This is a genomic window from Mycobacterium sp. IS-1590, from assembly GCF_001500025.1.
Classification (GTDB): Bacteria; Actinomycetota; Actinomycetes; order Mycobacteriales; family Mycobacteriaceae; genus Mycobacterium.
Genome location: NZ_LQIW01000001.1, coordinates 206551 through 226983, shown reverse-complemented (window position 1 = coordinate 226983; position 20433 = coordinate 206551). Strand labels below are relative to the sequence as shown.

The following is a 20433-nucleotide window of genomic DNA, read 5'->3' as shown; positions in this document are numbered from 1 at the left end:
ACCTCTCAGCCGGGGAACATACCGTGGAACCGATCTCGTTATATCCACTAATCAATAGGGTCAGGAGTTTGCGATGGCACATGCGGGTCCACGCTATGAGGGAGACACTTGGGACCTCGCTTCCAGCGTCGGCGCGACCGCGACGATGGTGGCCGCCGCGCGGGCGATCGCCAGCACGCGCGACGACGCCCTGATCAATGACCCGTACGCCGAACCCCTGGTGCGCGCCGTGGGCGTGGACTTCTTCACACGCCTGGCCAGCGGCGAACTCAAGCTCGAGGACCTCGACGGCGACACCTCGGATGGCGCCACGGTCGGAATGGCCCGGATGACCGACAACATGGCGGTGCGGACGAGGTTCTTCGACGAGTTCTTCCAAGCCGCCGCCGAAAGCGGTGTGCGGCAGGCGGTGATCCTGGCATCAGGGCTGGACGCGCGTGCGTACCGGTTGGTCTGGCCGGCGGGGACGACGGTCTTCGAAATCGACCAGCCCGACGTCATCGCCTTCAAGAGCCAGGCGATGGCCGATCTCGGCGCCGAGCCGACCGCCGACCGCAAGGCGGTGGCGATCGACCTGCGCTTCGACTGGCCCGCGGCGTTGACGGCCGCGGGCTTCGACCCTGCCCTGCCGACCGCATGGAGCGCCGAGGGGCTGCTCGGCTATCTGCCGCCGGAGGCACAGGACAAACTGCTCGACACCATCACCGAGTTGAGCGCTCCCGGTAGCCGGGTCGCGGTCGAAAGCGGCCCCGCAAGCAGCGACCCGGCCGACCGCGAGGCGGTGCTGGCCCGTATGCAGGAATCGGCGCAGCGGTGGCGCGAACACGGCTTCGAGCTCGACTTCTCCGAACTCGTCTACATCGGTGACCGCAACGAGGCCGGGGCCTATCTCGAGGAGCGGGGATGGCGCCTGACCCGCCGCACGGTGGGCGATCTGCTGGCCGAGAACGGTCTGCCGCTGCCCGAGGACGGCGAGGTCGGCAGGTTCAGTGAGATGCAGTACATCACCGGGATACTCGAGCAATGAGCCGAACGGATGCCGACAGCTGGGACCCGGCGACGAGCGTGGGCACCACGGCCACGATGGTCGCGGCCGCCCGCGCGATCGCGACCCGCGAGGATGACCCGCTCTTCGACGATCCGTTCGCCGCGCCGTTGGTGCGCGCGGTCGGCATCGACTTCTTCACCAGCCTGGTCGACGGTGGCATCGAAGGCCGCGACATCGACGGCGCCGGTGCCGACTTCATGGCGAGGATGATCGCGGTGCGCACGCGGTTCTTCGACGACTTCTTCCTCACCGCCACCGAAAGTGGCATCCGGCAGGCGGTGATTCTGGCGTCGGGGTTGGACTCGCGGTCCTACCGGCTGCGGTGGCCCGGCGGCTCCGTGGTCTACGAGATCGACCAGCCGCAGGTGATCGAGTTCAAGACCGCGACGATGTCCTCGCTGGGGGCCGCGCCGTCGGCCCGCCTGCGCACTGTCGGTATCGACCTGCGTGAAGACTGGCCGAAAGCGCTGCGCGACAACGGTTTCGATCCAACACAACCGACAGCGTGGAGCGCGGAGGGACTGCTCGTCTACCTGCCGCCCCACGCGCAGGACAAGCTGTTCGACGATATCGGCACGCTGAGTGCGCCGGGCAGCAGGCTGGCCACCGAATACCATCCCGACGCCGCAGCGACAATCGGCGAACGCAGTAAAGCGATCAGCAAGCAGTGGGGTGAGAACGGCGCCCACCTCGACATCTCGCACCTGTTCTACGAAGGCGAGCGTCGCCACGTCGTCGAATACCTGACCGAGCACGGGTGGCAGGTGTCGGCGAAAAGCCGACCCGAGGTGTTCGCCGAGTACGGCCGAGAGTTTCCCGACATCGAATTGCTTGCCCCGATGCGTGATTCGCTCGCGATCGTCGCCACCCGCAACTGAGGAGCACATGAATGGCCCGCACCGACAACGACACCTGGGATCTGGCATCGAGCGTCGGCTCGACCGCGACGATGGTCGCCGCGCAGCGCGTGCTGAGCCACCGCGAGGGCCTGATCGAGGACCCGTACGCCGAACCCTTGGTGCGCGCGGTCGGCCTCGACTTCTTCATCCGCGCGCTCGACGGCGAGATATCACTGAACGCCATCGACGCTCGTTTCAACACCCGTCGCGCCGCCGAGGGAATGGCCGTGCGCACCCGTCATTTCGACCGGCTGTTCGCCGACGCCGCGACGGCGGGTGTGCGCCAGGCGGTGATCTTGGCCGCCGGGCTCGACGCCCGCGCCTACCGCCTGCCGTGGCCGACGGGCACCACCGTCTTCGAACTCGACCAGCCGGAGGTGATCGCCTTCAAGAGCGACACGTTGGCGGCTCTGGCGGCCGAACCGGCCGCGGATCGGCATGTGGTGGCCGTCGACCTGCGCGACGACTGGCCGAAAGCACTGCTGGACAACGGCTTCGATCCGACACAGCCGACCGCCTGGATCGCCGAGGGTCTGCTGATCTACCTGCCGCCCGGGGCGCAGGACCTGTTGTTCGACCGGATCGATGATCTGAGCGCGCCGGGTAGCCGGGTGGCCACCGAGCACATCCCCGACGTCAGCATGTTCTCCGACGAGCGGTCCCGGGAGATCGCCGAGAGGATACGGGCGTACGGACAGAACATCGAGATGGGTGAACTCATCTACCACGGTGAGCGCAACGACGTCGTCGACTACCTGACCGCCCGCGGCTGGGACGTGACGACGCAGAAGATGCCGGACGCGTACGCCGCCAACGGTTTCACGTTCGACGAGGACAGCACAATCGGCTTGTTCAGCGATATGAGCTACCTGTCGGCGATCAAGCGCTGACCCCAAGCTGCGCGAGCGTGCGTGTCTGCACACGACGCGCCGCGAAAATCCCTACAAATGCGCACGTTCGCTCAGAACCGGTGCTCACCGAACCACAACGCACCCAGCCCACTGAGCGACCGCTCCGTCTGTTCGGCCAACTGCACCACCGAGCGCCCGAGCAACCCGACGACGGCGTCCGGTAGCGAGGCCGCCGGCTGCGAGGACGCCTTGGGCCGCAGCCGGTCCAGCAGCGACGAACCGGGATACGAGACGATGCGCACCTCGGCGTCGGCGTCCATCCCCGCCAGCACCTTGGCCCTCGTGATCGCGGCGCGTAGGCCGCCGAGGTGATCGACCAACCCGCGTTCGTGCGCGTCCGCGCCGGTCCACACCCGGCCGCGCGCAACGGCGTCGACGGCCTCGACGCTCATCCTGCGGCCCACGGCGACCCGCTCGATGAAATCGGTGTAGAGCAGGTCTGCCTCGGCCTCCACCTGTGCGCGCTGCTCGTCGGTGAACGGCTCGTTGAGCGACCACGCGTCGGCGTTGCGGTTGGTACGTACCGTCCCGGAACCGACACCGAGTCGGTCTTTGAGTTGGCGGGCCACCATCTTTCCCGCCATCACACCAATCGATCCGGTGATGGTGCCGGGATTGGCGACGATCTCGTCGGCGGCCATCGCGACGTAGTAACCGCCCGATGCCGCGACCGCACCCATCGATGCGACAACCGGCTTGCCCTTGTCGCGGGCCCGATTGACCTCTCGCCAAACGGTTTCCGAGCCGGTGACCGTACCACCCGGGCTGTCGACCCGCAGCACGATCGCCGAAACGCGGTCGTCGGCGGCGGCTTCGCGAAGCGCCGCGGCGATCGTGTCGCCGCCCGCGCTCGAACTGCCCAGTGGCAGCGGCTGCGTGCCGCCGCGACCACTCACGATCGGCCCGTGCAGGGTCACCACGGCGATCGTCGCCCTCTTGCGTCCCGGGATGGACGACAGCGCCGGGCGTTCCGCGGTCGCACGCGCATAACGCGACAGGAATAGTCGCGGTGGCGCATCGTCGGCGTCCGGGTCCGCCCCCGGCTCGAAGCCCGGCGCGCCGACCAGTTCGGCCATGCGCGCATAGGCCTCGTCGCGGAAGCCGACGTGGTCGATCAGCCTTGCGGCGAGGGCATCGTCGCGCAGCAATGGCGCCCTGTCGGCGAGGGCATCGATCTCCGCAGGATCGAGGTGACGCGACTGCGCGACCGCCTCGAGGACCTGGGCGTGCAGGCTCCGGATCAACCGTTCGTCGGCCTCCCGATGAGCCTCGGTATAGCCGTCCTCGGTGAATCGGTTTGCCGCAGACTTGTATTCACCGCGCGCGATGTATTGCGCTTCGATCCCGATCTTGTCGAGGGCGCCGCGCAGGAACAGCGCGTTCGTCGCGAACCCCACCAAACCCACCGTGCCCGCGGGCTGCATCCAAACCTCACGGAACGCCGACGCCAGGTAGTACGACAGCGTGCCGGGATAGGTCTCGGCCCATGCCAGTGAGGGCTTGACGTCGCTGAACGCCGCGATGGCCGAACGCAGTTCCTGCACCGGGCCCGGCGACGCGGCAGGCAGCTGCACCCGGGCGACCAGCCCGGCGACCCGGTCGTCCTCGGCCGCCCGGTAGATCGCCGCGACGGCCTCGCCCAGCAACAGCGGGCGGCCCGTCCCGGAGATCAACGCGAACGGGTCGAACCCACCGGTCTCATTCGGCACCGACGTCAGGTCGAGTTCGAGCACGCACCCGTTCGGGACACCGTTGTGGCGGGCGGTGTCGATGCGCCGTGCCAGCGCGCGCACGTCGTCGAGACCGGGAAGTCCGGACATGCCGGGCAGGAAAGCGGACATGGTTCGAGCGTACCGACGCCGGTGGCACCCGTGAGTTCGCGGCCGTCGGCGTCGAACGGCCGGTCTCGTCGCACCGAGGGGCGGTGCGCCACAACTCACCGAACAACGAGGGGCACAGGTGATTTCACTGATGAGCCGGGGTGGGGCTGCGTCGCCTCAGAATGGAGTCCGGTCAGCGGCCCATGAAGCGGCCGTGCTGCGGGCAGTAGACGGCGACCGCCGCACGCATCACTCCCGCGGCCTGTCCGCGATCCATACCGCTGCTCGCAAGGCGGTTGACCACACCGCGGACGACAGGAACCGGGTTGGCGCTGCCTTCGAGCCCCGTGGTGAGCATGTTGCAGATCCCCTGCCCCAACGCCGGCAGGTCGGTTTCGCCGAGCGGAATCTGCAGTGCTTCGACCTGATCGGCGAACTTCGCATCGTTGTCTTGCGCGTGCGCGGTCGCCGTGGCGCCGAACAACGCGATACCGGCGGCCCCGGCGATGGCGGTGAGCCGGCGGAGGTAGGTCATATCTGCTCCTGGTGTGTCACGCCTACGCACCATATCGCCAGACGGCGCGTGGCGTTACGACCGCCCGGAGGTTACAGCTCGGTCGCCGAACCGCCCGCGGAGCTGATCTTCTCGCGAGCACTGCCGCTGAACTTGTGCGCCGTGACGTTCACCTTCACGGTGATCTTGCCGTCGCCGAGCACCTTCACCAGCGCGTTCTTGCGCACCGCACCCGCGGCCACCAGCTCGTCCACACCGACGTCGCCGCCCTTGGGGAACAGCTTGTTGATGTCGCCGACGTTGACGACCTCGTACTCGGTGCGGAACCGGTTGCGGAAGCCCTTGAGCTTCGGCAGCCGCATGTGGATCGGCATCTGACCGCCCTCGAACGTCGACGGGACGTTCTTGCGGGCCTTGGTGCCCTTGGTGCCGCGACCAGCGGTCTTACCCTTCGAACCCTCGCCGCGACCCACACGGGTCTTGGCGGTCTTCGAGCCGGGTGCCGGCTTCAGGTCGTGCAGTTTGATGACGCTCATTTGACTTCCTCCACCTCGACGAGGTGATGCACGGTCTTGATCAGGCCGCGCGTATGTGCGTTGTCCTCGCGGACGACGGACTGGCGAATCTTGCGCAGCCCCAACGACCGCAGGCTCTCCCGCTGCTTCCAGCGCGCACCGATGGTGCTGCGCACCTGGGTGATCTTCAGGGACTTATCCGATGCCATGGTTTACGACGACCCTTCACGCGCAGCCGACGCGGCAAGCGCTTCGGCCTCCCGGCGCGCCCGCAGCATGCCGGCGGGCGCCACGTCTTCGATCGGCAGCCCGCGTCGGGCCGCGACCTCTTCGGGACGCTGCAGCAGCTTGAGCGCGGCAACGGTGGCATGCACCACGTTGATCGCGTTGTCGCTGCCCAGCGACTTGGCCAGGATGTCGTGCACGCCGGCGCATTCGAGCACCGCGCGGGCCGCACCACCGGCGATCACACCGGTACCGGGGCTTGCTGGACGCAGCATCACCACACCGGCGGCGGCTTCGCCCTGCACCGGGTGGGTGATGGTGCCGCCGATCAACGGAACCCGGAAGAAGTTCTTACGTGCCTCTTCGACGCCCTTGGCGATGGCGGCAGGAACCTCCTTGGCCTTGCCGTAGCCGACGCCGACCATGCCCTTGCCGTCACCGACGATCACCAGCGCGGTGAAGCTGAACCGGCGTCCACCCTTGACCACCTTGGACACGCGGTTGATCGAGACGACGCGTTCGAGGTAGTTGCTCTTGTCACCACCGTCGCGGCCACGACCGCCACGGTCGTCGCGGCGACCACGTCCGTCGCGGTCACCCCGCGACCCGCGGCCGTCCTGGGGGCCGCCGGCTGTTGCCTGTTCGGCCATCATGCAGTCCTTCCCATTGTGTTGACGTCAGTCATCAGAATTGCAGCCCGCCTTCGCGCGCCGCATCGGCCAGCGCCGCGATCCGTCCACCGTAGGTGTAACCACCGCGGTCGAACACGACCTTGTCGATCCCTGCGGCCTTCGCGCGTTCGGCGATCAGCTGACCGACCCGCACGCTGTGGGCTTTCTTGTCACCGTCGACGGCGCGCACGTCGGCCTCGATGGAAGATGCGGCCGCCAGTGTCGTCCCTTCCAGGTCGTTCACCAGCTGCACGTGGATGTGCCGCGACGAACGGTTGACGACCAACCGCGGCACCTCTGCCGTGCCCGAGATCTTCTTACGCAGCCGCGCATGACGACGCAGTCGCGCCACCCGCCGGGTCTGCGAGATGTTCTGGCCCACGGGCTTGCGCGTCGGCGCTGCCGAATTTGTTGTCGAAGCCATTTACTTACCTGTCTTTCCGACCTTGCGGCGGATCTGCTCGCCCTCGTAGCGGATGCCCTTGCCCTTGTAGGGATCGCTCTTCCGCAGGCGGCGGATGTTCGCCGCGACCTGGCCGACCTTCTGCTTGTCGATGCCGGAGATCGAGAACTTCGTCGGTGTCTCCACCGCGAACGTCACACCCTCGGGGGCGGTGATCGTCACCGGGTGGCTGTAGCCCAACGCGAACTCGAGGTTGGAACCCTTGAGCTGCACGCGGTAACCGACACCGAAGATCTCCATCTTGGTGGTGTAACCCTCGGTGACGCCGGTGATCAGGTTCGCCACCAGGGTGCGCGACAGACCGTGCAGCGAACGGCTGCGCCGATCGTCGTCGGGACGCGACACCACGATGGCGCCGTCGTCGGCGCGGGCGACCCGGATGGGATCGGCCACCGCCAGTTCGAGACTGCCCTTGGGCCCCTTGACCGACACGTTCTGCCCGTCGATCGACACGTCGACCCCGCTGGGGACCGGGACCGGCTGCTTTCCAATACGCGACATTTGAGCTCTACTCCCTCTCGCCTACCACACGTACGCGAGGACTTCGCCGCCCACGCCCTCTTGGGCTGCCTGGCGGTCGGTCCGGAGACCCGACGACGTGGAGATGATCGCCACGCCCAGGCCGCCGAGAACCCGCGGCAGGTTGGTGGACTTCGCGTACACCCGCAGACCGGGCTTGGACACGCGGCGCAGACCGGCGATGCTTCGCTCCCGGCTGGGGCCGTACTTCAGTTGCACGACAAGCGACTTGCCGACCCGAGCGTCCTCGGTGCGGTAGTCGGCGATGTAGCCCTCTTTCTTCAAGATCTCGGCGATGTTCGCCTTGATCTTGGAATGGGGCAGTGTCACCTCGTCGTGGTACGCCGAATTGGCGTTGCGCAGACGTGTCAAGAAGTCTGCGATCGGGTCCGTCATAGTCATCGAGCGCTGCTCCTCTTCGTCGCTGCGCTCCGCATCGTCGTCATCGCGGTCATGACAGCGGTCTCACCTTTCTCGCGGTGGTTCCCAGCCCCAAAGCCTGGAGTCGGGCCTGCCGCAACCTGTTTGGTTGGTCTGGTCTCTCGGGCTGGATTACCAGCTGCTCTTCTGCACGCCGGGCAGTTCGCCGGCATGCGCCATCTCGCGCAGGCAGATCCGGCACAGGCCGAACTTGCGGAAGACGGCGCGTGGGCGGCCGCACCGCTGGCAGCGGGTGTAGGCGCGCACCTCGAACTTCGGCTTCTTGTTGGCCTTGTTGACCAGTGCCTTCTTTGCCATTACTCAGTTCTCCTTGAACGGAAAGCCCAGCGCCCGCAGCAGCGCTCGTCCTTCGTCGTCGTTCGTCGCCGAGGTGACGACGGTGATGTCCATGCCACGGGGGCGGTCGATGGAGTCCACGTCGATCTCGTGGAACACCGACTGCTCGGTGAGCCCGAAGGTGTAGTTGCCGGTGCCGTCGAACTGCTTGGGGCTCAGGCCGCGGAAGTCGCGAATACGCGGCAGCGCAATCGAGATCAACCGGTCGAGGAACTCCCACATCCGGTCGCCGCGCAGCGTGACGCGAGCGCCGATCGGCATGCCCTCGCGAAGCTTGAACTGCGCGATGGACTTACGCGCCCGCCGGATCTCCGGCTTCTGGCCGGTGATCAGCGCGAGATCATTGACCGCGCCGTTGATCAGCTTCGCGTCACGGGCGGCGTCACCGACGCCCATGTTGACGACGACCTTGACCACGCCGGGGATCTGCATGACGTTCGCGTAGCCGAACTCCTTGGCCAGTGCGTCGCGGATCTCCTCGCGATACCGCTGCTTGAGGCGCGGCAGGGTTTTTGCGGTGTTTTCGACGGTGGTCATGAGTTGATGTCCTTGCCGTTGGTCTTGGCGATGCGGACCTTCTTGCCGGTCTCCTCGTCAACCCGGTAGGTGATGCGGGTGGGCTTGCCGTCGGAGTCGACGACCATCACGTTCGAGACGTCGATCGGCGCCTCCTGGGTGACGATGCCGCCGGACTGTGCGCCGCGCTCGTTGCTCGACACCGCGGTGTGCTTCTTGATCCGGTTGACGCCCTCGACGAGCACTTTGTTGCGCGCCGGGTAGGCGACCAGCACCTTGCCCTTGGCGCCCTTGTCCTTGCCGGAGATGACCAGCACGGTGTCGCCCTTGTGGACCTTCATCTACAACACCTCCGGGGCAAGCGAGACGATCTTCATGAAGCGCTTCTCGCGCAGTTCGCGACCGACGGGGCCGAAGATGCGGGTGCCGCGCGGGTCGTTGTCGGCCTTGATGATGACGGCGGCGTTCTCGTCGAACTTGATGTAGCTTCCGTCGGCGCGACGGCGCTCCTTGACGGTGCGCACGACGACGGCCTTGACGATCTCGCCACGCTTGACGTTGCCGCCGGGAATGGCTTCCTTGACGGTCGCCACGATGACATCGCCGATGCCGGCATAGCGCCGCGACGAGCCGCCGAGCACGCGGATGCACAGGATCTCCCTGGCGCCCGTGTTGTCGGCGACCTTGAGCCGCGATTCCTGCTGAATCACTCGATCTCCTCGACCTGGTTTTTGTATGCACGCCAGATACCGACCTGGACGTACGCGGTCTTGCTGTCACCGAAGGGCACGCGGGGTTTTCTCGAAGAGAACCGAGGTCTGCCCAAGGCAACCGCCTGATTCTATGGGAGGACCTGCAGGAAGCCAAATCGCCGCTGATCACACCGGCTGAACCCCGCCCCTGCGCCGCAAGCGCCCCGCTCAGGGAACGATGATGCCGAACTCGCCCAGCAACGGCGAGGTCAGCGGGTCAAAGCCCGCCGTCTGGGCGGGAGCCTCCACGTGCACCGCCACCAGGTAGTCGCCGGTGCTCGTCGGAATGTGCGCAATCCGGTCCCCGAACTCGACCGCGGGCCCGGGGGAATCCGCCCACGACCCGAGCATCTTCTGACCGCTGTAGCCGCACAGCTCGGCCGGGAGCACGCTCAGCGTGCTGATGTCGGACGCCGCCACCGCGTCGTCGGCATAGCGTTCGAACGCTTCGGCCGGCGGCAGCGAGGTCTTGGCGATCGTGACCGTCGCCCACATCCCGTCCGGTCCGGTCAGCCGCAGCCCGACATCCCCCTGGCCCGCCGTCGTTGACCATCCCGCCGGTAGGGCGACCGTGATTTTCGGTGCCGCCGGATCGGGCACCGCGGCCGACACCTGCTCGGGTGGCGGGCCCGCCAGGTTGCAGGCGCCGCTGGCCGCCGACGGTTGCGGGGTCGGCACGATGCCGGGCTGTGCCGTCTCGGCCTGCGGGTCCGACGGCACGGTCGATGACGGCGTCGAGGTGTTGGAGATCGTCGTATCGGAGACGACGGCCTCCTCGGCGACGGGTACGCCTTCGCTGTTGTCGACACAGGCCGTCAACAGGCACGTCAGCGCGATCGCCTGTCCCACGGCGTACTTCATGGAATCCGTCCCGCCTCGACCCTGGTGCTTTAGTCCTGCGCGAAGGCGCGCGCGAACTCCTTTTCCAAATCCAGATACGGTTTGCCCGAGACGTCGATGTTCACCGCGACGATGGTGCCACCGGTGAACGCGAACGGGGGTTTGTACGAACGGCAAACCGGGGAACCGGCGTTCCTGCCGATGCTCAGACTCGCGCCGGCGAGCCCGAACGTTCCCGGGTGGACCCGCATCTCGCGAAACGTCGCGACCTGCTGGTCGTCGATGTACAAGGCGGCGTCCCCGATGGGGGTATGGCTGCCTTCGGCGGTACCCGTTCGCACATACGCGACCCCGAACGAGTGTCGCCCCAACGGGACCGCATCCGGTGACGACATTCGCTGCTCGTCTTCGCCCAGGAAGTTGTAGACGTAGTGCAGCCGCCCGTCCTGGACGAACATCGCGTGGCCGCCGTGCGCGCCTCCGTGCTTGAAGATCACGCCTTCGACACTCGTCGTGTCGATCACCATCTCGGCCATGGCCGCGAACGACCGTCCTTGTAGCTCGACCGCAGCTCCCATGCCGACGTCGGCTGTGCCCGGGTAGTAGCGGTACGACTCACGCCGGCCCGCCAGGCTCGGCCGCCACCGCGAGATCGTGTCGAAGATGTTCAGGTCGCCGAGCGGCAGCCCGTTGTACCTGTCGGCCTCGGTGAACCAGAGTTGCTTGAGTTCTTCGAGTTTGGCCGGGTTTTCGGCGGCCAGATCTTGGCACTGGCTACGGTCGGATTCGATGTGGAACAACTCCCACCGGTCGCTGTCGAAATGCCCCCAACCAGCCGGGGACGCGGCGTGCACGGTGTTGGCGAACCAGCCGTCGTGCCAGATCCCCCGGGTCCCGAGCATCGTGTAGAACTGCGTGTGCTTGTCTGTGGTGGCCGACGAATCCCGCAGTGCGGCAGCGAAACTCACACCGTCCAAGGGTTTTTGCGGCACACCCTTGACGGTGTCCGGCGGGGTGATGCCAAGGAGCTGATAGATCGTCGGCGTGACGTCACAGACGTTGATGTAGGCGTCTCGCACCTCGCCGTGTGCGGCGATCCCTTTGGGCCAGGAGATGATCGCGGGGTCAGCGATCCCTCCTTCGTGCGAGGCGTACCGCTTGAAGAGTTTGTACGGTGCGTTGAACGCCATCGCCCAGCCGGTCGGATAGTGGTTGTAGGTCTCCGGGCCGCCGAGGTTGTCGATGAGACGCAGTCCGTCCTCGACGGTGTCGATGTACCCGTTGAAGAATTTGACCTCGTTCACCGAGCCGTTCGGGCCACCTTCGCCGCTCGCGCCGTTGTCGGAGATGACGACGATGATCGTGTTGTCGAGCTGACCCGACTCCTCCAGGTAGTCGAGGATGCGACCGATCTGCGCATCGGTGTAGGACAGGAATCCGGCGAACACTTCGGCCATGCGCGCGAAGAGGCGCTTCTCGTCGTCGCCGAGCTCATCCCACGGCCGCACCGTGTCCTGCGTCGGCCACGGTTCACCGTTGGGCCCCTTGACTTCTCCGTGCGGATTCATCGGCGACAGTTCGGTGTCGGGGGGAACGATGCCGAGCTTCTTCTGGTTCTCCAGCACGATCTCGCGGTATCGCTCGTAGCCCATGTCGAACTTGCCGGCGTAGCGGTCGGCCCACTCGGCGAAGACGTGGTGCGGGGCGTGCCCGGCTCCCGGGCAGACGTAGGAGAACCACGGCTTGTCCGGCGCGATGACCTTCGCATCGCGGATGAATTCGATGGTCTTGTCCGCCAGATCCTTTGACAGGTGGTAACCGTCCTCGGGCGCCGCGGGTGGCGCGACGGGATGGTTGTCGTAGACCAGTTCCGGATACCACTGGTCGGTTTCACCGCCCATGAACCCGTAGAACCGCTCGAAGCCGCGCGACAGCGGCCAATGGCGTTTGGTGGAGGCCAGATTCGACTCCTCGAGCGGTGTCAGATGCCACTTGCCGACGCAGTACGTGTTGTATCCGTGTTCGGCCAGCACCTCGGACAGCAGCGCGGTGTCGAACGGGATCCGTCCGTTGCAGCCGGGAAAGCCTTCGGTGAACTCCTCGATGGTCGCCATGCCGACCGTCGTCGGATTGCGACCGGTCAACAGGGAGGCCCTGGTCGGTGAACACAGCGCGGTGGTGTGAAACTGCGACAGTCGAACCCCGCGTTCGGCGATACGGCTCATCGTGGGCATCTCGACGAGGCCACCGAAGCAGTCCCATGTGGCGATTCCGATGTCGTCCCAGACGAGGTAGAGCACGTTGGGGACGCCTTCGGGGGCGGTCGGTGCTGCGTACGGGCCCCAGTCCGGTTCGGAGTCTCGGATGTCGAGTTCGATCTTGCCGTTGAATTCGGTTGCCATGCCCCGCCTTGTCCGTCTCGGTCGCAGTGTGGCCCGGAGATTACACCCGGGGCGTCGCGGTTAGCTGACGATTCGACGACGCCGTCACCGGTCGCCTGCCCAGCCACCACTGAACGAATACGAGAGGAACCGTCCACCCCAGCCAGGCGCCCACTCCCGCGGCGAACCATTGAAAGTGCTCGGCGTTACCGGCAAAAACGTTGTTCTGCAAGGGCTGACAGGAAATGTAGATGACCGGCGTCCAGATCCGGTTCGTGATCACCGACAGTGCGAGAGCGGCGCTGCGCACCATGTCACGCCGATGATCTGCGATGCGTCGACTCCGCACCGCGACGTATCCCCTCACGGTGAACCACAACCACAGAGCGCCGAGCGTCACGTTGCTGACAGCGAGCAGCGGCCCGAAGGGAGTGAGGGCCCCGATCACCATCGCGGATGCGGCCGCCGGGACCGCGGTGGCGACGTAGACACGACCGCAACGGCGGTGCAACGCGGGACGGCGGATACGGAGCCGGGGCCAGATCTGCACCACCGCGGTGACCATCGCGGCGCTCGCGACCATCACATGGAACACCAACAGCGGGTGATGCAAGGCGAATGTGGCGGGCACTCGGGTGCCGCCGGTGAGATACGGCGGCACGGAAAAGCCCAGGAAGCACGCGACGACGACCGCGAGCGCGAGCGCCCACAGACGCGATACCGGATCAGGTGCGTATGTCATACGCAATAAGCGTACGGCATACGCGCACGGTGTCCAGTGGCTTAGGCTGAGGACCGATGAGCGATTCCCTACCGCGCGCACTGGAACTCCTGTGGCACGAGCCCGGCCGGCCCGCACGGTCGAGCGGGCTGAACCGGGAGCGCATCGTGCGCGCAGCCGTCGAACTGGCCGACACCGAAGGACTGCACGCTCTGTCGATGGCACGGCTGGCCGAGCGCCTGGGTTGCGGCACGATGTCGCTCTACCGGCATGTGGCCAACAAGGACGAGCTCGTGATATTCATGTCGGCTGCCGCCGTCGGCCGCCCGCCAACCGGCGAGGTCGCGAATTGGACTGAGGCACTGTCACATTGGGCGGACGGTCTGTGGGATGTCTACCACCGCCATCCGTGGGTGCTGCAGGCCGTGTCGGCGGGGCCGCCGGCCGATCCGGGGCAGGTCGCGTGGCTGGACGCGGGGCTGGCCGCACTTGCCGACACCGGGCTCACCGAACGCGAGAAACTCGCCGCGGTCATGGCGGTGCTGCACTTCGTCCGCGGCGCTGCGGCCGTCGACATCGAGGCGGATCGACTCGATTGGCCGGACTACCCGGCGCTCCTTCGCGGGCTGCTGGACCCGAAACGATTTCCGGCGCTTGCTGCGGCGCTGCAGGAAGGTGCCTTCGACCACACCGACAACGACCCACACGCCGACTTCCGGTCCGGGTTGAGTCAACTGCTCGATGGGATCGCCACCAGAATCGGGTCTGCGACACATCGAGCCGCGCGTTGAATGTTCGACCGATACGTGCGGATCAGTCGATTCGTATACCGTTCGCTTCGTGACTCGCTCGTTTCGGCGTTTCGATGAGTGGCTGAACCGTCAGCTCGAAGAGTGCGCGCGCAATGCCGGCACCGACGTGGAAACCTACGTCGCGCGTGCTGTCGCCGCACAAATGGTCGCCGATCAGATGCGCACCAAGGTCTCGGCCAAGGAACTACTTTCGCACCTGTCGGAAGCGGGGGTGCTCGACAGCGGATCGATGCCGGACGTGTCGACAGTCATCAACGACCCCGATCGACTGAGCTCACTGCGCTCCACCGGACTGCTCGACTCACCGCCGGAACCGGCCTACGACCGAATCACCCGCGCGGCAACCGAAGCCCTGGGGACCCCGTTTGCGGCGGTGAGTCTGGTCGATGCCGACCGCACCTACTACAAGAGCACCGCCGGGATGGGAAAGCTCTCCATCGAGGAACGAGCAATGCCGTTGGAGCAGTCCATCTGTCAGTACACGGTGGCCGACAAAGCCCCCCTGGTTGTCGAGGATGCACGGACCGATCCCGTCTTCATGAACCATCCGGTGGTGCGCGGCGGCGCGATGGCGGCCTACCTCGGCATCCCCTTGATCGATCAGGACGGCCACGCCGTCGGCACGCTGTGCGTGTCGGATAGCAAGCCCCGACAGTGGAGTACCGGTCACGTCCAGATCCTGAGCGATTTGGCGCAACTGACCGTGGAGCGAATTTTCGCCACCCCGCCCACTTCAAACGCCTGAGAGCAGACCTTCAGCAAACCCGAGTTTCGGCCGGGCGGAAGTGCACGTTGTCAACGGTCGATTTGGCTGGGCGTTTTGACATTGCGGTCGGTACAGTGCATCTAACATCGTTGCCAGTTCCGTCCGAGAGAGTGGTAAATGCAGCTTAAGGCGGATGTATCGGAGGACTTGCCTAGTAGCCGTCCGACAGTGCCGCGGTTGCAGGTCGTGCCGGCTCCGTCCCCGAATCCGGCACCGCGCTGGGTCGAAGTTCTCCGCGTCGATCCGTGGTATTCGGCGATCACCGTGGCGATCGACGCCGTGCTGGCCGCGGCCGCAGTGGCGCTGGCCCAGTGGTGGATTCCCGGCGACATGGAGCACGCCCGCAACATCGCCCTGTTCTCGTGGCTGTTCGTCCCGATGCTGCTGATCGTGATGGCCACCCGGTCGATGTATCGACAGAAGCTGAACGAGGGGTTCCTGGACCAGTTCGAGCCCGTGGCCACGTCGATCGCGGTGGCCGCCCTGGCGACGTTGACCCTGATGGTTCTCCTGGTGCCTCGTCTCCCGGTCGGAGAGGTTCTCGCGCCCTACGTTCGCCCGAGCGAGCTCGTCCTGAAGATCTGGGTGTTCGCCGCCATTCTCATTCCCGTGGTACGCCTGGCCCGGTCGTTGGTGAACCGCTGGCTGCGAAGGAGGTTCGAAGTCGGCAGGCCGGCCTTGATCGTCGGCTCCGACCCGGTTGCCCACCAACTCATTTCCCGGATGCGTCAGATCCGTGACTACGGCATGTGTCCGGTCGGTGTGCTCGACGACATGCGGCCGAAAGATGTCGAGATGTTCGACGTCCCGTACCTGGGCGGCACGAACGATCTCGAGAGCGCCGTGCGCGCCACGCGGGCCGAGGAGCTCATCATCGCTCCGTCCACGTTGCCCGACGAACAGCTGTCCCGGACCGCCCAGCAGGCTCAGGAACTCGGGCTGCGGGTGCGGGTGGTGCCGCGGTTGATGGACTCGGTAGGCAGTGGCACCCGAATTGAGCACATGGGCGGCGTTCCGCTCATGGTTTTGACGCGGGTCAACCCGAGAGGCTGGCAATTCGCCGTCAAGCATGGCGGCGACCGCGTCGCCGCGCTGTTCGGTCTCGTGCTCATCTCGCCGTTACTGCTCATACTCGCGATGGCGGTCAAGCTCAGCTCGCCGGGCCCGGTCTTCTTCACTCAAGAGCGGATCGGACGCGACGGAAAGGTGTTCGGCTGCTTGAAGTTCCGCACCATGCGCCTGCCCGACACGACCGCTGCGAGCTTCGAACCCGAGGACGGCACGGCGCCGGGCGGGGTCGAGGGCGAGGATCGACGCACCCGCATCGGCCGCATCATGCGCAAGGCCTCGCTGGACGAACTGCCTCAGCTGATCAACGTGCTGCGCGGCGAGATGAGCCTGGTCGGCCCACGCCCCGAGCGGCCGGAGTTCGTCGAGCTTTTCGAGATGCACGTGCGCCGTTACGGCCAGCGTCACCGGGTGAAGGCGGGCATGACGGGCTGGGCCCAGGTGCACGGTTTCCGGGGGCAGACCTCGATTGCCGACCGTGCCGAGTGGGACAACTACTACATCGACAACTGGTCGCTGCTCCTGGATGTCAAGATATTGATCCTGACCGTGCTGGCGGTGCTGCGGCCCGCGGAAGACTGAGCGCCGAAAGCGAAAACCCCCGACACCTTTGCGGCGTGAAATCGCGTGGTGCTCGGGGGCTTCCTTGCCGTGCGGCCTATTTGGCCTTCTCGAGAATTTCGACGAGCCGCCAGCGCTTGGTCGCCGACAGCGGTCGGGTCTCCATCAGCGACACCCGGTCGCCGATGCCCGCGCTGTCGTTCTCGTCGTGTGCCTTGACCTTCTTGGTGGTGCGGATGATCTTGCCGTAGAGCGGGTGGCTCTTACGATCCTCCAGCTCAACCACGATGGTCTTCTGCATCTTGTCCGAAACCACGTACCCGATGGCCGTCTTGCGGCGGCCACGCTCCTCGTCCTTGCGCGGGGTGTACTTGGGCCCCTTTGCCGTGTTCTCTGCCATTTACGAATCCTCACCCACGGGTCCGGAGGCCAGACCCAACTCACGTTCGCGCAGCACGGTGTACACGCGCGCGATTTCCTGACGCACCGTGCGAAGCCGGCGGTTGTTCGACAATTGGCCGGTCGCCATCTGGAAGCGCAGGTTGAACAGCTCTTCCTTGGACTCGCGCAGCCGATCCTTCAATTCGTCGTCGGTCAGCTCGCGCAGTTCGCCCGGCGTCACTCCCACTGCCATCAGAAGTGCTCCTCTCGGGTAACGATGCGTGCCTTGATCGGCAGCTTGTGGATCGCACGGGTCAGCGCGGCCCGGGCGGTGGCCTCATCGGGGTAGCTCAACTCGAATAACACCCGGCCCGGTTTGACGTTGGCCACCCACCACTCGGGCGAGCCCTTACCGGAACCCATGCGCGTCTCGGCCGGCTTCTTGGTCAGCGGGCGGTCCGGGAAGATGTTGATCCACACCTTGCCGCCACGCTTGATGTGTCGGTTGATCGCGATACGCGCGGACTCGATCTGCCGGTTGGTGATGTAGGCGTGTTCCAACGCCTGGATGCCGTAGTCACCGAAGCTCACCGTCGTGCCGCCGCTGGCGATGCCACGCTGCCTGGGATGGTGTTGCTTGCGGTGCTTGACCTTGCGGGGAATCAACATGATTCAGCTCTCCGTGTTTTCGGTAGGCGTCTCGGCCGCCGCTGCCGCCTGCGGAGCCGCGGCGTTGTCCGCCGCACTGCCTGCCGGAGCGGTGCCGCTCTCGGAACCGCCCGTGGCGGCCCGGCCGGCCTCGGTGCTCGTCGCCGTGGTGCCCGACGCGCCGCTGCGGCGGGGCCGGGTGCCCGAAGGACGCTCGCGACGCGGCCGATCCGCGCCGGCGGGCACGGCAGCGGCCAGCTCACGCTTGCCACCGACGATGTCGCCCTTGTAGATCCACACCTTCACACCGATACGGCCGAAGGTCGTCTTGGCCTCGTACAGGCCGTAATCGATGTCGGCGCGCAGCGTGTGCAGCGGCACGCGACCCTCCCGGTAGAACTCCGAGCGGCTCATCTCGGCGCCGCCGAGGCGACCCGAGCACTGCACGCGGATGCCCTTGACGTTGGGCTGGCGCATGGCGGACTGGATCGCCTTGCGCATGGCACGGCGGAAGGCCACGCGGTTGGACAGCTGCTCGGCAACGCCCTGGGCCACCAACTGCGCCTGCGACTCGGGATTCTTCACCTCGAGGATGTTCAGCTGCACCTGCTTGCCGGTCAGCTTCTCCAGGTCGGCGCGAATACGGTCGGCTTCGGTTCCGCGGCGGCCGATCACGATGCCCGGGCGTGCGGTGTGGATGTCCACACGCACGCGGTCACGGGTGCGCTCGATCTCCACGTCGGCGATGCCTGCGCGCTCGAGACCGGTGGCCAGCAGCCGTCGGATCGCGACGTCCTCCTTGACGTAATCCTTGTACTGCTTATCGGCGTACCACCGCGACTTCCAGTCGGTGGTGATACCGAGCCGGAAGCCGTGGGGATTGATTTTCTGGCCCACTACTCCGAGCCCTCCTTCGCATCGGACGCTTCAGCAGTCGATTTCTTGGGCGCCGCCTTCTTGGCGGGCGCCTTCTTGGCGGGGGTCTGCTCTGCGGCCTTGTTGGCGGGAGCCTTCTTGGCCGCTTCAGCGCTCTTGGCCTTGCTGCCCTGGGCGCGACGCGCCCGAGCCGCGCTGGCCGACTGGCCGCCGCCCCGCTGCTCCTGGCGCACTCTGCTTTCCACGATCACCGTGATGTGGCTGGTGCGCTTGCGAATACGGAACGCACGGCCCTGCGCGCGCGGCCGGATGCGCTTGGCGGTCGGTCCCTCGTCGGCGTAGACGGTCGCGACCACGAGGGTGGACGGGTCCAGGCCCTCGTTGTTCTGCGCGTTGGCCGCCGCGCTGGCGATGACCTTGGCGACCGGCTCGCTGGCCGCCTGCGGAGCCCACCGCAGGATGTCCAGCGCTTCGGCCACAGACTTGCCGCGCACCAGGTCGATGACGCGGCGCGCCTTCGTCGGCGATACGCGCACGAAGCGCGCCTTCGCCGTCGCGGACGGATATTCAATCGCTGTAGTCATTAGCGCCTCTTCGCCTTCCGGTCATCCTTGATGTGACCCTTGAAGGTGCGGGTGGGGGCGAACTCGCCGAGCTTGTGCCCGACCATCGCCTCGGTGACGAACACCGGGACATGCTTGCGGCCGTCATGCACCGCGAAGGTGTGCCCGATGAAGTCGGGGATGATGGTCGACCGACGCGACCAGGTCTTGATGACCTGCTTGGTGTTCTTCTCGTTCTGCGCGTCGACCTTCTTCAACAGATGGTCGTCGACGAACGGGCCCTTCTTCAGGCTGCGTGGCATATTCCTTGTACCTGCCTACTCTCAGCGCTTCTTGCCGGTGCGCCGGCGACGGACGATGAGCTTGTTGCTCGCTTTGTTCGGCTTGCGGGTGCGGCCTTCGGGCTTACCCCACGGGCTCACCGGGTGACGACCACCGGAGGTCTTACCCTCACCACCACCGTGCGGGTGGTCGACCGGGTTCATCACGACGCCACGGACGGTGGGGCGCTTGCCCTTCCACCGCATGCGGCCGGCCTTGCCCCAGTTGATGTTCGCCTGCTCGGCGTTGCCCACCTCACCGACGGTGGCGCGGCAGCGCACGTCGACGCGGCGGATCTCACCCGACGGCATACGCAGCGACGCGTAGGTGCCTTCCTTGCCCAGCAACTGGATGCTGGAGCCGGCCGAGCGCGCGAGTTTGGCGCCGCCGCCCGGCCGCAGTTCCACCGCATGCACCAGCGTGCCCGCGGGGATGTTGCGCAGCGGAAGATTGTTGCCCGGCTTGATGTCGGCGTTGGGACCCGACTCGACGATGGTGCCCTGCTTGAGACCCTGGGGGGCGATGATGTAGCGCTTCTCCCCGTCAAGGTAGTGCAGCAGTGCGATGTTCGCGGTGCGGTTCGGGTCGTACTCGATGTGCGCGACTCTGGCGTTGACGCCGTCCTTGTCATTGCGACGGAAGTCGATCACCCGGTAGGCGCGCTTGTGTCCCCCGCCCTTGTGCCGGGTGGTGATGCGGCCGTGCGCATTTCGGCCGCCCCGACCGTGCAGCGGACGAACCAGCGACTTCTCCGGGTGGTCGCGGGTGATCTCAGCGAAGTCGGAGACGCTGGCACCGCGGCGACCGGGGGTCGTCGGCTTGTACTTGCGAATTGCCATGATTCTCTAGGTCTTCCTCCGTCGCC

28 protein-coding genes are annotated in these 20433 nt (G+C 66.3%); 6 read left to right on the top strand and 22 right to left on the bottom strand.

Going from position 1 to position 20433, the window contains the following annotated elements; all coding sequences use genetic code 11:
* Positions 1-73 precede the first annotated feature (73 nt).
* Genes AU197_RS01090 through AU197_RS01080 form a run of 3 tightly spaced genes read left to right on the top strand, consistent with a single transcriptional unit; the run spans position 74 to position 2837 of the window.
* On the top strand, positions 74-1027 hold the full coding sequence (locus tag AU197_RS01090; RefSeq protein WP_064400536.1) for a class I SAM-dependent methyltransferase: 954 nt from the start codon (positions 74-76) through the stop codon (positions 1025-1027).
* A complete protein-coding gene (locus AU197_RS01085; RefSeq protein ID WP_064400535.1) occupies positions 1024-1926 on the top strand; it encodes a class I SAM-dependent methyltransferase in 903 nt (300 codons plus the stop codon). The genes AU197_RS01090 and AU197_RS01085 overlap by 4 nt, the downstream gene beginning before the upstream one ends.
* Before the next feature lie 11 nt (positions 1927-1937).
* Entirely contained in the window at positions 1938-2837 is a 900-nt protein-coding gene (locus tag AU197_RS01080; protein ID WP_064400534.1) for a class I SAM-dependent methyltransferase, read from the top strand.
* Between the two features lie 71 nt (positions 2838-2908).
* Here AU197_RS01080 and sppA read toward each other — a convergent pair whose 3' ends face one another.
* The 15 genes from sppA to AU197_RS01005 form a co-directional block, all read right to left on the bottom strand.
* Positions 2909-4699: a signal peptide peptidase SppA gene (sppA, locus tag AU197_RS01075; protein WP_064400533.1), complete on the bottom strand. Its 1791-nt coding sequence runs from the start codon at positions 4697-4699 to the stop codon at positions 2909-2911.
* Positions 4700-4871: 172 nt separating this feature from the next.
* Positions 4872-5213, bottom strand: a complete 342-nt coding sequence (locus AU197_RS01070) for a DUF732 domain-containing protein (protein WP_064400532.1) — start codon at positions 5211-5213, stop codon at positions 4872-4874.
* 71 nt (positions 5214-5284) lie between these two features.
* The gene (rplO, locus tag AU197_RS01065) at positions 5285-5728 is read right to left on the bottom strand and encodes a 50S ribosomal protein L15 (protein ID WP_064400531.1); all 444 of its coding nucleotides are present in this window, start codon (positions 5726-5728) and stop codon (positions 5285-5287) included.
* The gene (rpmD, locus tag AU197_RS01060) at positions 5725-5916 is read right to left on the bottom strand and encodes a 50S ribosomal protein L30 (protein ID WP_064400530.1); all 192 of its coding nucleotides are present in this window, start codon (positions 5914-5916) and stop codon (positions 5725-5727) included. Before rpmD ends, rplO begins: the two co-directional genes overlap by 4 nt.
* 3 nt (positions 5917-5919) lie before the next feature.
* Positions 5920-6582, bottom strand: coding sequence for a 30S ribosomal protein S5 (gene rpsE / locus AU197_RS01055; RefSeq protein ID WP_064423144.1), 663 nt, complete (start codon positions 6580-6582; stop codon positions 5920-5922).
* 34 nt (positions 6583-6616) lie between these two features.
* Positions 6617-7027: a 50S ribosomal protein L18 gene (gene rplR, locus AU197_RS01050; RefSeq protein WP_064400529.1), complete on the bottom strand. Its 411-nt coding sequence runs from the start codon at positions 7025-7027 to the stop codon at positions 6617-6619.
* Positions 7028-7567, bottom strand: a complete 540-nt coding sequence (gene rplF / locus AU197_RS01045; RefSeq protein WP_064400528.1) for a 50S ribosomal protein L6 — start codon at positions 7565-7567, stop codon at positions 7028-7030.
* A gap of 21 nt (positions 7568-7588) precedes the next feature.
* The gene (rpsH, locus tag AU197_RS01040) at positions 7589-7987 is read right to left on the bottom strand and encodes a 30S ribosomal protein S8 (RefSeq protein ID WP_059165153.1); all 399 of its coding nucleotides are present in this window, start codon (positions 7985-7987) and stop codon (positions 7589-7591) included.
* A 150-nt stretch (positions 7988-8137) separates the two neighbouring features.
* Entirely contained in the window at positions 8138-8323 is a 186-nt protein-coding gene (locus AU197_RS01035; RefSeq protein WP_064400527.1) for a type Z 30S ribosomal protein S14, read from the bottom strand.
* Between the two features lie 3 nt (positions 8324-8326).
* Positions 8327-8899 (bottom strand): 50S ribosomal protein L5, encoded by a 573-nt coding sequence (rplE, locus tag AU197_RS01030; RefSeq protein ID WP_064400526.1) that lies wholly within the window; start codon positions 8897-8899, stop codon positions 8327-8329.
* Complete coding sequence (rplX, locus tag AU197_RS01025) at positions 8896-9219, bottom strand: 50S ribosomal protein L24 (protein ID WP_064400525.1); 324 nt, start codon at positions 9217-9219, stop codon at positions 8896-8898. The genes rplE and rplX overlap by 4 nt, the downstream gene beginning before the upstream one ends.
* Positions 9220-9588 (bottom strand): 50S ribosomal protein L14, encoded by a 369-nt coding sequence (rplN, locus tag AU197_RS01020; protein ID WP_064400524.1) that lies wholly within the window; start codon positions 9586-9588, stop codon positions 9220-9222.
* 210 nt (positions 9589-9798) lie between these two features.
* On the bottom strand, positions 9799-10491 hold the full coding sequence (locus AU197_RS01015) for a hypothetical protein (RefSeq protein WP_064400523.1): 693 nt from the start codon (positions 10489-10491) through the stop codon (positions 9799-9801).
* A gap of 29 nt (positions 10492-10520) precedes the next feature.
* Positions 10521-12872, bottom strand: coding sequence for an arylsulfatase (locus AU197_RS01010; RefSeq protein WP_064400522.1), 2352 nt, complete (start codon positions 12870-12872; stop codon positions 10521-10523).
* Between the two features lie 40 nt (positions 12873-12912).
* Positions 12913-13593, bottom strand: coding sequence for a DUF2306 domain-containing protein (locus tag AU197_RS01005; protein WP_064400521.1), 681 nt, complete (start codon positions 13591-13593; stop codon positions 12913-12915).
* A 56-nt stretch (positions 13594-13649) separates the two neighbouring features.
* Between AU197_RS01005 and AU197_RS01000 the strand changes: the two genes are divergently transcribed.
* From AU197_RS01000 to AU197_RS00990, 3 genes are all read left to right on the top strand, one after another.
* Entirely contained in the window at positions 13650-14363 is a 714-nt protein-coding gene (locus AU197_RS01000) for a TetR/AcrR family transcriptional regulator (protein WP_064400520.1), read from the top strand.
* A 49-nt stretch (positions 14364-14412) separates the two neighbouring features.
* On the top strand, positions 14413-15129 hold the full coding sequence (locus AU197_RS00995; protein ID WP_064400519.1) for a GAF domain-containing protein: 717 nt from the start codon (positions 14413-14415) through the stop codon (positions 15127-15129).
* Between the two features lie 138 nt (positions 15130-15267).
* Complete coding sequence (locus AU197_RS00990) at positions 15268-16800, top strand: sugar transferase (RefSeq protein WP_064400518.1); 1533 nt, start codon at positions 15268-15270, stop codon at positions 16798-16800.
* 76 nt (positions 16801-16876) lie between these two features.
* On the opposite strand, the gene rpsQ is transcribed toward AU197_RS00990, so the two are convergent.
* From rpsQ to rplB, 7 genes are read right to left on the bottom strand one after another with little or no spacing between them, the layout of a single operon-like run.
* Positions 16877-17179: a 30S ribosomal protein S17 gene (gene rpsQ / locus AU197_RS00985; protein WP_064400517.1), complete on the bottom strand. Its 303-nt coding sequence runs from the start codon at positions 17177-17179 to the stop codon at positions 16877-16879.
* A complete protein-coding gene (rpmC, locus tag AU197_RS00980; protein ID WP_059101354.1) occupies positions 17180-17413 on the bottom strand; it encodes a 50S ribosomal protein L29 in 234 nt (77 codons plus the stop codon).
* Positions 17413-17829, bottom strand: a complete 417-nt coding sequence (gene rplP, locus AU197_RS00975; RefSeq protein WP_059101353.1) for a 50S ribosomal protein L16 — start codon at positions 17827-17829, stop codon at positions 17413-17415. The genes rpmC and rplP overlap by 1 nt, the downstream gene beginning before the upstream one ends.
* 3 nt (positions 17830-17832) lie before the next feature.
* Positions 17833-18705 carry a 30S ribosomal protein S3 gene (gene rpsC, locus AU197_RS00970; protein ID WP_064400516.1) on the bottom strand — a complete coding sequence of 291 codons (873 nt, stop codon included), beginning with the start codon at positions 18703-18705 and terminating at the stop codon, positions 17833-17835.
* Entirely contained in the window at positions 18705-19268 is a 564-nt protein-coding gene (rplV, locus tag AU197_RS00965) for a 50S ribosomal protein L22 (RefSeq protein ID WP_064400515.1), read from the bottom strand. The genes rpsC and rplV overlap by 1 nt, the downstream gene beginning before the upstream one ends.
* Entirely contained in the window at positions 19268-19549 is a 282-nt protein-coding gene (rpsS, locus tag AU197_RS00960; protein ID WP_007167837.1) for a 30S ribosomal protein S19, read from the bottom strand. The genes rplV and rpsS overlap by 1 nt, the downstream gene beginning before the upstream one ends.
* Positions 19550-19570: 21 nt before the next feature.
* Positions 19571-20407, bottom strand: a complete 837-nt coding sequence (gene rplB, locus AU197_RS00955; protein WP_064400514.1) for a 50S ribosomal protein L2 — start codon at positions 20405-20407, stop codon at positions 19571-19573.
* Positions 20408-20433: the final 26 nt, after the last annotated feature.

What these genes read in the sequence shown, in the direction of transcription:
- AU197_RS01090 (WP_064400536.1), top strand. Translation starts at nt 74, where the DNA reads ATGGCACATGCGGGTCCACGCTATGAGGGAGACACTTGGGACCTCGCT.
- AU197_RS01000 (WP_064400520.1), top strand. Translation starts at nt 13,650, where the DNA reads ATGAGCGATTCCCTACCGCGCGCACTGGAACTCCTGTGGCACGAGCCC.
- rplP (WP_059101353.1), bottom strand. Translation starts at nt 17,829, where the DNA reads ATGTTGATTCCCCGCAAGGTCAAGCACCGCAAGCAACACCATCCCAGG.
- AU197_RS01015 (WP_064400523.1), bottom strand. Translation starts at nt 10,491, where the DNA reads ATGAAGTACGCCGTGGGACAGGCGATCGCGCTGACGTGCCTGTTGACG.
- AU197_RS01080 (WP_064400534.1), top strand. Translation starts at nt 1,938, where the DNA reads ATGGCCCGCACCGACAACGACACCTGGGATCTGGCATCGAGCGTCGGC.
- rpsH (WP_059165153.1), bottom strand. Translation starts at nt 7,987, where the DNA reads ATGACTATGACGGACCCGATCGCAGACTTCTTGACACGTCTGCGCAAC.
- AU197_RS01035 (WP_064400527.1), bottom strand. Translation starts at nt 8,323, where the DNA reads ATGGCAAAGAAGGCACTGGTCAACAAGGCCAACAAGAAGCCGAAGTTC.
- AU197_RS01070 (WP_064400532.1), bottom strand. Translation starts at nt 5,213, where the DNA reads ATGACCTACCTCCGCCGGCTCACCGCCATCGCCGGGGCCGCCGGTATC.
- rplV (WP_064400515.1), bottom strand. Translation starts at nt 19,268, where the DNA reads ATGACTACAGCGATTGAATATCCGTCCGCGACGGCGAAGGCGCGCTTC.
- rpsS (WP_007167837.1), bottom strand. Translation starts at nt 19,549, where the DNA reads ATGCCACGCAGCCTGAAGAAGGGCCCGTTCGTCGACGACCATCTGTTG.
- rpsQ (WP_064400517.1), bottom strand. Translation starts at nt 17,179, where the DNA reads ATGGCAGAGAACACGGCAAAGGGGCCCAAGTACACCCCGCGCAAGGAC.
- AU197_RS01010 (WP_064400522.1), bottom strand. Translation starts at nt 12,872, where the DNA reads ATGGCAACCGAATTCAACGGCAAGATCGAACTCGACATCCGAGACTCC.
- rpmC (WP_059101354.1), bottom strand. Translation starts at nt 17,413, where the DNA reads ATGGCAGTGGGAGTGACGCCGGGCGAACTGCGCGAGCTGACCGACGAC.
- AU197_RS00990 (WP_064400518.1), top strand. Translation starts at nt 15,268, where the DNA reads ATGCAGCTTAAGGCGGATGTATCGGAGGACTTGCCTAGTAGCCGTCCG.
- rplF (WP_064400528.1), bottom strand. Translation starts at nt 7,567, where the DNA reads ATGTCGCGTATTGGAAAGCAGCCGGTCCCGGTCCCCAGCGGGGTCGAC.
- rplE (WP_064400526.1), bottom strand. Translation starts at nt 8,899, where the DNA reads ATGACCACCGTCGAAAACACCGCAAAAACCCTGCCGCGCCTCAAGCAG.
- rplB (WP_064400514.1), bottom strand. Translation starts at nt 20,407, where the DNA reads ATGGCAATTCGCAAGTACAAGCCGACGACCCCCGGTCGCCGCGGTGCC.
- AU197_RS01085 (WP_064400535.1), top strand. Translation starts at nt 1,024, where the DNA reads ATGAGCCGAACGGATGCCGACAGCTGGGACCCGGCGACGAGCGTGGGC.
- rplO (WP_064400531.1), bottom strand. Translation starts at nt 5,728, where the DNA reads ATGAGCGTCATCAAACTGCACGACCTGAAGCCGGCACCCGGCTCGAAG.
- rpmD (WP_064400530.1), bottom strand. Translation starts at nt 5,916, where the DNA reads ATGGCATCGGATAAGTCCCTGAAGATCACCCAGGTGCGCAGCACCATC.
- rpsE (WP_064423144.1), bottom strand. Translation starts at nt 6,582, where the DNA reads ATGGCCGAACAGGCAACAGCCGGCGGCCCCCAGGACGGCCGCGGGTCG.
- rplX (WP_064400525.1), bottom strand. Translation starts at nt 9,219, where the DNA reads ATGAAGGTCCACAAGGGCGACACCGTGCTGGTCATCTCCGGCAAGGAC.
- AU197_RS01005 (WP_064400521.1), bottom strand. Translation starts at nt 13,593, where the DNA reads ATGACATACGCACCTGATCCGGTATCGCGTCTGTGGGCGCTCGCGCTC.
- rplR (WP_064400529.1), bottom strand. Translation starts at nt 7,027, where the DNA reads ATGGCTTCGACAACAAATTCGGCAGCGCCGACGCGCAAGCCCGTGGGC.
- sppA (WP_064400533.1), bottom strand. Translation starts at nt 4,699, where the DNA reads ATGTCCGCTTTCCTGCCCGGCATGTCCGGACTTCCCGGTCTCGACGAC.